Source organism: Caballeronia glathei (genome assembly GCF_000698595.1).
Taxonomy (GTDB): Bacteria; Pseudomonadota; Gammaproteobacteria; order Burkholderiales; family Burkholderiaceae; genus Caballeronia; species Caballeronia glathei.
Genome location: NZ_JFHC01000001.1, coordinates 198,780 through 211,314 on the forward strand (window position 1 = coordinate 198,780; position 12,535 = coordinate 211,314).

The following is a 12,535-nucleotide window of genomic DNA, read 5'->3' on the forward strand; positions in this document are numbered from 1 at the left end:
GCGGTCATCTTCTTGCGTGAGATCGGACAGATCAGGCCCTTTCGGACCGTCTCGGACGCCGGGCGGCCTACGCAGTGCCCGACGATGCAGGCGTGCTCGGCGCGGCGGGCGTAGCGGCGCTCGGCTTCGCGGCCTCCGCAGGCGCGCTCCCGGTGCCGGACTTCGCTTCGCCACCCGCGGCGCCTTCGGATTTCGCGCCGTCGTCGGCCGCCTTGTCCGCTGCAGGCGCGGCGGCCTTGCCGTTGTTGTTGCCACCGCGAAAATCGGTGACATACCAGCCTGAGCCCTTCAGCTGGAAGCCGGCGGCGGTGACCTGCTTGGCAAACGTGGCTTTCCCGCATTCGGGACACTGGGTGAGCGGCGCGTCGCTCAGCTTCTGGAGGACATCTTTTCCGAAGCCGCAGGACTCGCAGCGGTACGCGTAGATCGGCATGGCACTCTTCCTACAATAATCTGTCGACGCTTGCAAAGCCTTGAATTATAGCCGCAAACCATTACCCACCCGCGATTTTCGGGGCGCGGGCACAACCCGGATGACCGCGGAGATGAGGCCGGCGGCCCCGAAATTCAAGGTGGGAGGCTTACGCGCGGCGGCGCCAGGTCAGCCAGCGCTCGCGGCCGGCGAATACCGGTATGGAATCCGTCACCTCGTGCTCGCCGATGAGCTCGAACTGCGGGGTCAGCAGCGCGTCGAGCGCGCTGCGTTCGATGCCGAACGGCGGCCCCTTGGGCGTCGCACCGAGGAAGAAGAAGCCAGCGAGCACCGCGCCCGGGCGCAACAGCGCGGCCATGCGCCCAGCGTAATCGGGCCAGCGGTCGGCGGGCAGCGCGCAAAGAAACGCGCGTTCGTAGACCCAGTCGGGCGCGAACGGCGGGTCGTAGGCGAAGAAATCGGCCTGTTCGACGAGATCCGCACGCGCGCCCAGCTGAGCGCGCGCCGCCGCGACCGCGCTCGGCGAAAAGTCGATCGCCCTGACGGACCAGCCGCGCTCGGCGAGCCACAGCGCCTCGTACGCGCTGCCGCAGCCGGGGATGAACACGTTGCAAGGCGCGCGGCCCGTCGCGAACGCGCAAAACGCAGCGGGGACGCCCGCCTGGTCCCACGGCGTGAAACGCTGGTCGAACCGTTCGTCCCAGAATTGCGGCGACTTCGGATCGCGGGTGTCGAAAGACGGCGGGTCGGATTTCGTCGGATCGCTCATGCTCGGTTACCTTATCAGTGCCGCATCAGGTGCCGTAGGCGTAGGAGAGCCAGACTTGCGCGACGACCACGCCCGCGCCCACCGCCAGCCCGAAGATCAGGAGCGCCTGCAGCAGCCGGTTCGTGCGCTTCTGCTCGAGGAGGATCATCCGCATCAGCTCGTCGTTGCCGGTGCGCGGCAGGTCGTGGCGTTCCGCGAGCAGGTGGTGAACCAGCCGCGGCAGTTGCGGCAGCGTCTTGCTCCATTGCGGCGCCTCCATCTGGAGGCGCTCGTACCAGCCGCGCCAGCCGATCTGCTCGTTCATCCAGCGCTCGAGGTACGGCTTCGCGGTCTTCCAGAGGTCGAGTTCAGGATCGAGCGAGCGGCCGAGCCCTTCCACGTTCAGCATGGTCTTTTGCAGCAGGACGAGCTGCGGCTGGATTTCGACATTGAAGCGGCGCGACGTCGAAAAGAGCCGCAGCAGCACCTGGCCGAGCGAAATGTCCTTCAGCGCGCGATCGAAGTACGGCTCGCAGACCGCGCGAATCGCGCTCTCGAGTTCCTCGACGCGCGTATTCGACGGCACCCAGCCCGACTCCAGGTGCAGCGTGGCGACGCGGTGATAGTCGCGCTTGAAGAACGCCAGGAAGTTCTGCGCGAGGTAGTTCTTGTCGAAGTCCGACAGCGCGCCGACGATCCCGAAATCGAGCGCGATGTAACGCCCGAAATGCGCCGGGTCGAGGCTCACCTGGATATTGCCCGGATGCATGTCGGCGTGGAAAAAGCCGTCGCGGAACACCTGGGTGAAGAAGATCTCGACGCCCTCGCGCGCGAGCTTCGGAATATCGACGCCCGCCGCCCGCAGCGTCTCGACCTGGCTGATCGGCACGCCGACCATCCGCTCCATGACGAGCACGGCGGGCGCGGACAGGTCCCAGTACATCTCCGGCACGAGCAGCAGGTCGAGCCCCGCGAAGTTGCGGCGCAACTGGCTGCCGTTCGCTGCCTCGCGCATCAGGTCGAGCTCGTCGTGCAGGTATTTGTCGAATTCGGCCACCACTTCGCGCGGCTTGAGGCGCCGGCCGTCCGCCCACAGGCGCTCGGCCCAGGTCGCGATGTCGCGCAGGAGCGCCAGATCGGAGTCGATGACGGGCAGCATGCCCGGGCGCAGCACCTTCACCGCGACGTCCTTGCCCGCGTGCGGACCCGAGCGGATCTTCGCGAAGTGGACCTGCGCAATCGATGCGCTCGCCACCGGCACGCGCTCGAAATCGTCGAAGAGGACGTCGATCGGCGCGCCCAGCGATTTTTCGACGATCGAGATCGCCACCGCCGAATCGAATGGCGGCACCTGGTCCTGGAGCTTCGCGAGCTCATTGGCGATATCGACCGGCAGCAGGTCGCGCCGCGTCGACAGCACCTGGCCGAACTTGACGAAGATCGGCCCGAGGCTTTCGAGCGCGAGACGCAGCCGGATGCCGCGCTCCACGTCGAAGCGGCGGCCGAAGGTGGTGATGCGCATCAACAAGCGCACGCGGCGGTCGTTGATGCCGCTCATCACCAGCTCGTCGAGCCCGAAGCGAACCACCGTGAAGAAAATCTTGAGAAAACGCAGAAAACGCATAGTTCAGCCCGTTACTTGCGCGTGCCGCGCGACATTGCGGCGGCGCCGGACGCTGGCGCGCCACGGGCTTCGGCTTTTTGTTCGATCCGCTCGACGCGCTTTTCGACGCGCGCGAGCGCGTCCCGGGCCCGCGACAGTTCGGCATTGAACGTGTCGAGGGCGCTGCGGCGTACGAGTTGAGGTTTTTCGTCGAGAAAGTATTCGGCCAGCGAGTCGAGCAGGTTGCGGCCCGTGCGCAGCGCCTGCTCGTGCACCGAGCGCGCAAGAACGCCGACCCGGTGCGCGGGCGCGTCGCCGATCACGCGGGCGAGATCCTCTTCCGGCTCCCAGCGCAGGTGCTCCGCGAGCTTCGCGATGGTCGTGGCGAACTCCGCGTCGCCCTCGATCTTCACGTGCTTCATCACCGCGGCCTGGCCACCCTGCAGAAAGGCAGGGACCGCGTCGGGCGGAACCGCGATGGTGACGTCGAAATGCCGGGCCTGCGCCTCCTCGGTGGCGGCAACGAAGCCGTCCGGTTGCACCACGAGCGACAGCGCAAAGGGTGCGCAGGCAAGCCGGGCGGTCTTTCCGGCGTAGGGTTTGATGCGCTCGCGAGCCCAGGACTCACGAGCGAGCAGATGATTGACGGCGGCCGCGAAAGCTTTCGACGCGGTCTTGACAGCGGGACTGGCAGGGATGCGGGCGGTTTCGTCTGCGTTCGTCATCGGCTATGAGATGAAAAAACCCGCGCAAGCGGTGGCTTGCGCGGGTTTCTATTCTACCTTCGCAACCGGCCTTGCCGCCGGCCGGACTCGCCGGCCTGGCCGTTTGGCCGATGCGTCAGATCAAGCTTCAGTTCACCTGCTGGATGCCGGCGAGGAGCCAGCCTTCATTGCCGCTCTTTTGCTTCGACAGGTTCCAGATTTCGACGAACGGCTCCGCCGATGCCCCTTCCGACTCCCGGATCAGGCCCTGGAAGCGCACGCTCGCGAGATATTCGGACGGGCGATCCTCGACGCCCAGAATATCTGCTTCGAGCTGTACGACGTCCGTGCGGTTCGGCTGGTTGCCGCGTGCGTCGACGTCGAGCTTCACCTCGGCAAACATCTCCGGCGTGGTGAATTCGCGGATGTCGTTCACGTTGCCGCGGTCCCAGGCGTCCTGCAGGCGCACGAAGTAGACCTTCGCGTTGCGCACGAACGCTTCGGTGTCGAAGCCCGCGGGCACCACGGGTTGCGGCGCAACATCGGTGGCGCCTGCCGCGTTCTGTGCGATATATCCGCCCGACGCTGACGGAGCCGCGTAGCCCGGCTGCTGGTCGATCGCCGTGCGTGCGGAACCGCCGAACGGCGAGTTCGATCCGGCAGCCGCGCCGGCGTTCGCATAGGCCGGCGTGTTGGCGGCGGCGCGCTTGCGCATGATGAAGCGGAACAGCATGACGGCTGCCAGCACGATCAGCGCGATGATGATCATGTTGGCCATCGCGCCCGCGAACGCTTCGCCGAGGCCGAAGTGCGACAGCAGCGCGGCGATGCCGAGGCCCGCGGCGAGACCGGCGATCGGTCCGAGCCAGCGGTTGCGCGCGGGCTGCGCCGCGGCGGCTGCAGCCGGAGCCGGCTGGGCGCGCTGAGCCTGCGCGGCCTGGCCTGGCTGACCTTGCTGCATCGACTGGGAAGGCGGCGTCGCCTGATTCTGCTGCGTGGCCGTTGCGGACTGGCGGCCCATGCTGCGGCCGCCGCCCATGCGTTTGGCTTCCGCATCTTCGGCGATGATGGCACCGGCCATGATTACGCCAGCCAGTGCCAGGAGCCCGGCTTTCCTGAATAGCGACTTCAGGAAACCCCGAGACTGGGGTGAGCGTGAATCGGACATTTCGAATCCTTTAAGAAAGAGTGGAACACTAGAATTTGGTCCCGACGTGTAAAGCTACCACGCCACCTGACAAATTGTAATATTCGACTCGATCCAGGCCCGCTTGTTCCATCATTGTTTTCAGGGTTTCCTGGTCCGGATGCATGCGGATGGATTCGGCAAGATACCGGTAACTGTCAGCATCTTTCGCGAATTTGTCGCCAAGCCACGGCAAAACCTTGAAACTGTACAGGTCGTAGGCTTTTTTGAGCGGGTCCCACACCTTGGAAAACTCTAATACGAGCACCCGCCCGCCCGGCTTCAAAACCCGCCGCATTTCAGCCAGCGCACCATCTTTGTGCGTCATATTACGAAGCCCGAAAGCAACCGTAACCACATCGAAATAGTTGCTCGGGAAGGGAATCTGCTCCGCGTCGCACAACAGCGCCGGCGTCATCACGCCCTTGTTGATCAGCCTGTCGCGCCCCACGCGCAGCATCGATTCGTTGATATCCGTGTGCCAGACCTCCCCCGTCTCGCCGGCCTGCCTGGCGAAAGCCATCGCCAGGTCGCCGGTGCCGCCGGCGATGTCCAGCACCTTGTATCCCGGGCGGATCTTCGCCTGGCCGATCGTGAAGAACTTCCACACGCGGTGCAGCCCGCCCGACATCAGATCGTTCATCAGGTCGTAATTGCTCGCGACAGAGTGGAACACGCCCGCCACTTTCTTCGCTTTTTCCCGCTCGTCGACCGTTTCGAAACCGAAGTGGGTCTTGCTCATCGCGCTCGTCCTCGCCTGTTATTTGTTGTGTGCCGCCGCGCCCCGACCGGCTGGTGCGGCAAAACGCCGCAACGCTGGGTTGGTCAGTGACAGTGGCCGCCCGACGCCTTCGCCGCCATCGGGGCGTCGCGATCGACGCCCGCCGCTTCAAGTTTGGCGAGATAGTCCCGCCAGAGTTCATCCTGCCCGACCGCGAGGTTGTACAGGATGTCCCACGAATAAATGCCCGTATTGTGGCCGTCGGAGAAATTCAGCTGCAGCGCGTAATGGCCGACCGGCTCGACGCCGATGATCGTCACGTCGCGCTTGCCGGTCTGCAGCGTTTCCTGGCCCGGGCCGTGGCCCTGCACTTCGGCCGAAGGCGAGTACACGCGCAGCAGCTCGAACGGCACACGATACGTTTCGTCGTTCGCATATTGCAGTTCGAGCGCGCGGGTTTTCGAATGGACGACGATCCCGGTCGGGATCGGCGTCTGGGGGGTGAGTCCGCTCATGGTGAGCCTTGATTGAAGTTGGCTGGTTCAGTTCTGGCCGAACGCATGGTTAAGCTCGAGGCGCACGGCTTCGCGCAGGAGCGTCGCCTGCGCGCGCCGTTTCGAAAGCTGCGCCTCGGACACCGTGCGCTGGCGCGGCGCCCAAATGGGCAGAGGAAAGCGCGAGTCGTTGGAATGACGCGGAATGACGTGCCAGTGAACGTGCGGAACCTGGTTGCCGAGGCTCGCCAGATTCACCTTCGCCGGCGAGAGCACGCGCCGCATCGCGCGCTCGACGCCGTTCACGGCCGTCATCACCTTGCTGCGCTCGGGGTCGGTGAGATCGGACATTTCCGCGACATGCCCATTCCAGATCACGCGGATGAGGCCCGGCCAGTCGGGCTCGTCGGCGAGGACGACACGCAACACGTCGTCCGACCACAGCACCTCGCCGCCGTCTTCACGGCAAAAAACACAGTCCATCGTCATCCTCTAGCGAAACGGTCCTCGATTTCGCTATTACACCAGCACGCGCTCGATCCCGCCATCGTTCGCACGCGCGACGTAGTCCGCCATCCAGTTTTCCCCGAGCACCTTGCGCGCAATCTCGACGACGATGTAGTCCGCCTCGATGTTCGCGTCCTCGTTGAAGCGCGACAGGCCCTGCAGGCAGGACGGGCAGCTCGTGAGGATCTTGACGTCCACGCCGTTCGGCTGCGCTCCGTCGCCGGCCTTCTGCACCGGACCCGGCGCCACGCCCGCGGGGTTGCCCGCGCGGTTTGCCAAATCCGCCGCAGCCGACCCGTTCGCCCCGGCCTGCGCGACGAGCGGAATGTCGCGCAGCTTCGCCGCGCCCTTCCTGATCTCCTCTTCCTTGCGAAAGCGCACCTGCGTCGAAATGTCGGGCCGGGTGACGGCGAGCGTGCCTGATTCGCCGCAGCACCTGTCGTTCTTCTCGATCCGGTAGCCGTCGTTCTGCGCGCCCATCAAGTCATTCACGAGCTTGACCGGGTCCATCGTCTTGATCGGCGAGTGGCACGGGTCGTGATACATGTACCGCGTGCCCTTCACGCCCTCGAGCCTGATGTTCTTCTCGAGCAGGAACTCGTGGATGTCGATGATCCGGCAGCCCGGGAAGATCTTCTCGAATTCGTAGCCGGCCAGCTGGTCGTAGCAGGTGCCGCACGACACGACCACCGTCTTGATGTCGAGATAGTTGAGCGTGTTCGCAACACGGTGGAACAGCACGCGGTTGTCCGTGACGATCTTCTCGGCCTTGTCGTACTGGCCGGAGCCGCGCTGCGGATAGCCGCAGCACAGGTATCCCGGCGGCAGCACGGTCTGCACGCCCGCTTCCCAGAGCATCGCCTGCGTGGCGAGGCCGACCTGCGAGAACAGCCGCTCCGAGCCGCAGCCGGGGAAATAGAACACCGCTTCCGAATCGACGGTGGTCGCCTTCGGATTGCGGATGATCGGCACGATCTTGTTGTCCTCGATGTCGAGCAGCGCGCGCGCCGTCTTCTTCGGCAGGTTGCCCGGCATCTTCTTGTTCATGAAGTGGATCACCTGCTCGACCACCGGCGGCTTGCCGACCGTCGCCGGCGGATTCGCCGTCTGCTTCTTCGCGAACTTCTTCAGCAGGTCGTGGCCGACCCGCTGCGCCTTGTAGCCCACGCCCATCATCGCGGTGCGCGCGAGATTGATGGTCTGCGGATTGGTGGCGTTCAGGAAGAACATGCCGGCCGCGTTGCCCGGGTTGAACTTCTTCTTGCCCATCTTGCGCAGCAGGTTGCGCATGTTCATCGTCACGTCGCCGAAGTCGATCTTCACCGGGCAAGGCGTCACGCACTTGTGGCAGACGGTGCAGTGATCCGCGACGTCGTTGAATTCGTCCCAGTGCTTGATCGACACGCCGCGGCGCGTCTGCTCCTCGTACAGGAACGCCTCGACCAGCAGCGAGGTCGCGAGAATCTTGTTGCGCGGGCTGTAGAGCAGGTTCGCGCGCGGCACGTGCGTCGCGCACACCGGCTTGCACTTGCCGCAGCGCAGGCAGTCCTTGATCGAATCGGAGATCGCGCCGATGTCGCTCTGCTGCATGATGAGCGACTCGTAGCCCATGAGCCCGAAGCTCGGCGTGTACGCGTTGCGCAGGTCCGCGCCCGCCATCAGCTTGCCCGCGTTGAAGCGGCCGTTCGGATCGACGCGCTGCTTGTACGCGCGGAATTCACCGATTTCCTCTTCCGTCAGGAATTCCAGCTTCGTGATGCCGATGCCGTGCTCGCCGGAAATGACGCCGTCGAGCGAACGGGCGAGCTTCATGATGCGCGCGACCGCGTGATGCGCGTCCTGCAGCATCTCGTAGTTGTCGGAGTTCACGGGGATATTCGTGTGAACGTTGCCGTCGCCCGCGTGCATGTGGAGCGCGACGAACACGCGTGCCCGCAGCACCTGCTTGTGGATGTTCTGCGCTTCTTCGAGGATCGGCTTGAATTCGCCGCCGTTGAAGATCTGACGCAGCTCGGCGCGGATCTCCTGCTTCCAGGAGATGCGCACCGTGCGGTCCTGCGCGACATGGAACACGTTCGCGCCCGGCTGGGCGTCGACACGGTCCGCGAGCTTTTCCGCGAGCGCTTCGTAGCCGAGCTGAACCATATAGTGCTGCGCCTCGCGCAGCGGCAGGTCGAGCTTGTCGCCGACGAACGTCCAGCGCGCCTTCACGCGCTTCAGGAGATCGAGCGCCTGCTGCACGCGGTCTTCGAGCAGTTCCGCGCTCGGGATCTCGTTGGCGTCGTCGCTTTTTCCGAGCGGCAGCTTGCCGGTCCGGAAAAACGCTTCGAGCGCGTCGACGAGCTGCAGCTTGTTCTTGATCGACAGCTCGATGTTGATGCGCTCGATGCCGTCCGTGTACTCGCCCATGCGGTTGAGCGGGATCACGACGTCTTCGTTGATCTTGAACGCGTTGGTGTGCTTTGCGATCGCGGCCGTGCGCGAGCGGTCGAGCCAGAAGCGCTTCCTCGCCTCCGCATTGACCGCGACGAAGCCTTCGCCGCTCTTGCCGTTCGCCATGCGCACGACTTCGGAGGTGGCGTGGGCGACCGCGTCGGCATCGTCGCCGACGATATCGCCGATCAGCACCATCTTCGGAAACGCGTTGCGCTTGCTCTTGGTCGCGTAGCCGACCGCGCGCAGATAGCGCTCGTCGAGATGCTCGAGGCCCGCGAGAATCGCGCCGCCCTGCTTCGACGTCTCGAACAGGTAATCCTTGATCTCGACGATGCTCGGGATCGCGTCGCGCGCCTGGCCGAAGAATTCGAGACAGACGGTGCGCGTGTTCGCCGGCATCTTGTGCAGGATCCAGCGCGCGGACGTGATGAGCCCGTCGCAGCCTTCCTTCTGCACGCCCGGCAGGCCCGACAGGAACTTGTCCGTCACGTCCTTGCCGAGCCCTTCCTTGCGGAACGTCCGGCCCGCGATGTCGAGCGACTCGGTGCGGATGAGCTTCTCGCCCGGCGCGCGCGAGCCGTCGAACCAGTCGAGGCGAAAGCGCGCCACTTCGATGTCGTGGATCTTGCCGAGGTTGTGGTCGAGGCGCGTGACTTCGAGCCAGTTGCCTTCCGGATCGACCATCCGCCACCAGGCGAGGTTGTCGAGCGCCGTGCCCCACAGCACGGCCTTCTTGCCGCCCGCGTTCATCGCAACGTTGCCGCCGACGCACGAGGCGTCGAGCGAAGTCGGATCGACGGCGAACACGAACCCCGCCTGTTCCGCCGCTTCAGTGACGCGGCGCGTGACGACGCCCGCGCCCGAGAAAATGGTCGCGACCTTGCGGTCGACCCCGGGCAGATCGGTCATTTCGACCGGTCCGAGCTGTTCGAGCTTCTCGGTATTGATGACGGCCGCGAACGGCGTGAGCGGAATCGCGCCGCCGGTGTAGCCGGTGCCGCCGCCGCGCGGGATCACGGTGAGCCCGAGTTCGAAGCACGCCTTGATGAGCCCGGCGATTTCCGCTTCGGTGTCCGGCGTCAGCACGACGAACGGGTATTCGACACGCCAGTCGGTCGCGTCGGTGACGTGCGACACGCGCGACAGCCCGTCGAACTTGATGTTGTCCTTCTGCGTGCACTTGCCGAGCACTTTCGATGCGCGGCGGCGCAACTCCGCCATGCGCCCGAATTCGGCGGCGAAGTCGTCGACGGCGCGGCGCGCGGCCGACACCAGCACTTCGACGCGCGCCGCGCGATCGCGGCCCGCCACGTCGCCATGCGACGACAGGTCGTCCTTGCGGCGCTTCTCGATCTCGTGCAGCCGGTGGTTCAGCGCTTCGACGAGCAGCGCGCGCCGCTTCGGGTTGTCGAGCAGGTCGTCCTGCAGATACGGATTGCGGCGCACCACCCAGATATCGCCGAGCACTTCGTACAGCATGCGCGCCGAGCGGCCGGTGCGGCGTTCGCTGCGCAGTTCGTCGAGCGCGGCCCAGGCTTCGTCGCCGAGGAGCCGCATCACGATTTCGCGGTCGGAAAAGGACGTGTAGTTATAGGGAATTTCGCGCAGGCGGGGCTCGACATCGAGCGCCACGGCGGCGGCGGCGCCATTCGGATCGAAGGCTTGAGGTGCGTTCATGTTCGACGGTTCGGTAGGCCGGCGCACGCACTATGGAAAGCGCAATGCCCGGCGATGCGCGTGGGGGCGCAAATTTTCGAGGGAGACGTGTTTTTGAGAAGGCGGCCGGTCATTGAGCGGATGAGCGGTACAGCGCCTTCGAGGTGCCCGGATTCAGCGCCACGATCGCGCATGACGCGCGTGCCGCTCTGCCGCGGGATGAGAACCGCGGGGGACATGCGCCAAAAAATCGATCCGAGGCTGCCGGTGCATCTTCCGATCCTGATTCGAAAAGACAATTCTAACCCATCGTGAAAAACGCCGTTCACGGTAGCTAGCGCTTTGAAGGGGCATTTGCCAGCCGGTTTTCGCCGGATTTCTGCCATTTTTTGCGCGTGCTATTGGCGACCGTCCGGTCGGTAAAAGCGACTTCCCGGCCGTTCGGAAGCGCGTTGGCGCTATCATTGACGTTTTCGCTCTCAAAAACGCGCGCAGTCGCTCTGCGTGACCGATTTTTCGCATGGCACATCCCGATTACCTGAAAAAAGTCCTGACCGCCCGCGTCTACGACGTCGCGCGCGAAAGCGAGCTCGAGCCCGCGCGCAATCTCTCGGCGCGCCTGCGCAATTCGGTCTATCTGAAGCGCGAGGACAACCAGCCGGTGTTCTCGTTCAAGATTCGCGGCGCGTACAACAAGATGGCGCAGCTTCCCGCCGACGTGCTCGCGCGCGGCGTGATCACGGCGTCGGCGGGCAATCACGCGCAGGGCGTGGCGTTCTCGGCGGCGCGGCTCGGCTGCCGCGCGGTCATCGCGATTCCGACGACGACACCGCAGGTCAAGATCGACGCGGTGCGCGCGCACGGCGGGCCGACGGTCGAAGTGGTGCTCGCCGGCGAGTCGTACAGCGACGCCTACGCGCATGCGCTCAAGCTCCAGGAGGAGCGCGGCCTCACCTTCGTCCACCCGTTCGACGACCCCGACGTGATCGCAGGCCAGGGCACCGTCGCGATGGAAATCCTGCGGCAGCACCAGGGGCCGATCCACGCGATCTTCGTGCCGATCGGCGGCGGCGGGCTGGCAGCGGGCGTCGCGGCTTACGTCAAGGCGGTGCGCCCCGAGATCAGGGTGATCGGCGTGCAAACCGACGATTCGTGCGCGATGGCGCAGTCGATCAAGGCGGGCGAGCGCGTCACGCTGCCCGAAGTCGGGCTCTTCTCCGACGGCACCGCGGTCAAGCTCGTCGGCGAGGAGACGTTTCGCCTCTGCCGCGAACTGCTCGACGAAGTGCTCACCGTCGACACCGACGCGCTCTGCGCCGCGATCAAGGACGTCTTCCAGGACACCCGCAGCGTGCTGGAACCGGCCGGGTCGCTCGCCGTCGCGGGCGCGAAGCTCTATGCGGAGCGCGAGGGCGTCGAGGGCAAGACGCTCGTCGCCGTGACCTCCGGGGCGAACATGAATTTCGACCGGATGCGCTTTGTCGCCGAGCGCGCCGAAGTGGGCGAAGCCCGCGAAGCCGTGTTCGCCGTGACGATTCCGGAAGAGCGCGGCAGCTTCCGGCGCTTCTGCGAACTGGTCGGCACCCGCAGCGTGACGGAATTCAACTACCGGATCGCGGATGCCGAAGCCGCGCACATCTTCGTCGGCGTGCAGATCGGCACGCGCAGCGAGGCGGCGCAGATGCTCAATGCGTTCGTCGAGCATGGTTTCGCGACCGTCGATCTGTCACACGACGAACTTTCGAAGCAGCATATCCGCTACATGGTCGGCGGCCGCTCGCCGCTCGCGCGCGAGGAGCGCCTCCTGCGCTTCGAGTTTCCGGAACGGCCGGGCGCGCTGATGAAATTCCTCTCGTCGATGGCGCCGAACTGGAACATCAGCCTCTTCCACTACCGCAACCAGGGCGCGGATTACAGCTCGATTCTGGTGGGCATCCAGGTGCCGCCGGCCGAAAATGCCGAGTTCGACCGTTTCCTCGCGACGCTCGGCTATCCGTGGTGGGACGAAGGCGCGAATCCGGTCTACAAGCTGTTCCTCGCCTGAAGC

10 protein-coding genes are annotated in these 12,535 nt (G+C 65.3%); 1 reads left to right on the forward strand and 9 read right to left on the reverse strand.

Going from position 1 to position 12,535, the window contains the following annotated elements; genetic code table 11:
- Nucleotides 1-67: 67 nt before the first annotated feature.
- The 9 genes from BG61_RS00930 to BG61_RS00970 form a co-directional block, all read right to left on the reverse strand.
- Nucleotides 68-433, reverse strand: a complete 366-nt coding sequence (locus tag BG61_RS00930) for an FmdB family zinc ribbon protein (protein ID WP_035941227.1) — start codon at nucleotides 431-433, stop codon at nucleotides 68-70.
- A 148-nt stretch (nucleotides 434-581) separates the two neighbouring features.
- On the reverse strand, nucleotides 582-1,202 hold the full coding sequence (locus BG61_RS00935; protein ID WP_035941228.1) for a methyltransferase: 621 nt from the start codon (nucleotides 1,200-1,202) through the stop codon (nucleotides 582-584).
- A gap of 25 nt (nucleotides 1,203-1,227) precedes the next feature.
- Nucleotides 1,228-2,805, reverse strand: a complete 1,578-nt coding sequence (gene ubiB / locus BG61_RS00940; protein ID WP_035941231.1) for a ubiquinone biosynthesis regulatory protein kinase UbiB — start codon at nucleotides 2,803-2,805, stop codon at nucleotides 1,228-1,230.
- An 11-nt stretch (nucleotides 2,806-2,816) separates the two neighbouring features.
- Entirely contained in the window at nucleotides 2,817-3,509 is a 693-nt protein-coding gene (locus BG61_RS00945; RefSeq protein ID WP_051672197.1) for a ubiquinone biosynthesis accessory factor UbiJ, read from the reverse strand.
- Between the two features lie 127 nt (nucleotides 3,510-3,636).
- Nucleotides 3,637-4,656, reverse strand: a complete 1,020-nt coding sequence (locus BG61_RS00950) for a Tim44 domain-containing protein (protein ID WP_035941232.1) — start codon at nucleotides 4,654-4,656, stop codon at nucleotides 3,637-3,639.
- A gap of 28 nt (nucleotides 4,657-4,684) precedes the next feature.
- Nucleotides 4,685-5,416 (reverse strand): bifunctional demethylmenaquinone methyltransferase/2-methoxy-6-polyprenyl-1,4-benzoquinol methylase UbiE, encoded by a 732-nt coding sequence (ubiE, locus tag BG61_RS00955; protein WP_035941233.1) that lies wholly within the window; start codon nucleotides 5,414-5,416, stop codon nucleotides 4,685-4,687.
- Between the two features lie 83 nt (nucleotides 5,417-5,499).
- Nucleotides 5,500-5,910, reverse strand: a complete 411-nt coding sequence (locus BG61_RS00960) for a gamma-butyrobetaine hydroxylase family protein (RefSeq protein WP_035941235.1) — start codon at nucleotides 5,908-5,910, stop codon at nucleotides 5,500-5,502.
- 27 nt (nucleotides 5,911-5,937) lie between these two features.
- A complete protein-coding gene (locus BG61_RS00965) occupies nucleotides 5,938-6,372 on the reverse strand; it encodes an HIT family protein (RefSeq protein ID WP_035941518.1) in 435 nt (144 codons plus the stop codon).
- Nucleotides 6,373-6,408: 36 nt separating this feature from the next.
- On the reverse strand, nucleotides 6,409-10,509 hold the full coding sequence (locus BG61_RS00970) for a DUF3683 domain-containing protein (protein ID WP_035941238.1): 4,101 nt from the start codon (nucleotides 10,507-10,509) through the stop codon (nucleotides 6,409-6,411).
- A 499-nt stretch (nucleotides 10,510-11,008) separates the two neighbouring features.
- Between BG61_RS00970 and ilvA the strand changes: the two genes are divergently transcribed.
- Nucleotides 11,009-12,532 (forward strand): threonine ammonia-lyase, biosynthetic, encoded by a 1,524-nt coding sequence (gene ilvA, locus BG61_RS00975; RefSeq protein WP_035941239.1) that lies wholly within the window; start codon nucleotides 11,009-11,011, stop codon nucleotides 12,530-12,532.
- Nucleotides 12,533-12,535 lie beyond the last annotated feature (3 nt).

Excerpts from the sequence above, each read along its gene's own strand:
- ubiB (WP_035941231.1), bottom strand. The coding sequence starts at position 2,805 with ATGCGTTTTCTGCGTTTTCTCAAGATTTTCTTCACGGTGGTTCGCTTC.
- ilvA (WP_035941239.1), top strand. The coding sequence starts at position 11,009 with ATGGCACATCCCGATTACCTGAAAAAAGTCCTGACCGCCCGCGTCTAC.
- BG61_RS00930 (WP_035941227.1), bottom strand. The coding sequence starts at position 433 with ATGCCGATCTACGCGTACCGCTGCGAGTCCTGCGGCTTCGGAAAAGAT.
- BG61_RS00945 (WP_051672197.1), bottom strand. The coding sequence starts at position 3,509 with ATGACGAACGCAGACGAAACCGCCCGCATCCCTGCCAGTCCCGCTGTC.
- ubiE (WP_035941233.1), bottom strand. The coding sequence starts at position 5,416 with ATGAGCAAGACCCACTTCGGTTTCGAAACGGTCGACGAGCGGGAAAAA.
- BG61_RS00950 (WP_035941232.1), bottom strand. The coding sequence starts at position 4,656 with ATGTCCGATTCACGCTCACCCCAGTCTCGGGGTTTCCTGAAGTCGCTA.
- BG61_RS00965 (WP_035941518.1), bottom strand. The coding sequence starts at position 6,372 with ATGGACTGTGTTTTTTGCCGTGAAGACGGCGGCGAGGTGCTGTGGTCG.
- BG61_RS00935 (WP_035941228.1), bottom strand. The coding sequence starts at position 1,202 with ATGAGCGATCCGACGAAATCCGACCCGCCGTCTTTCGACACCCGCGAT.
- BG61_RS00970 (WP_035941238.1), bottom strand. The coding sequence starts at position 10,509 with ATGAACGCACCTCAAGCCTTCGATCCGAATGGCGCCGCCGCCGCCGTG.
- BG61_RS00960 (WP_035941235.1), bottom strand. The coding sequence starts at position 5,910 with ATGAGCGGACTCACCCCCCAGACGCCGATCCCGACCGGGATCGTCGTC.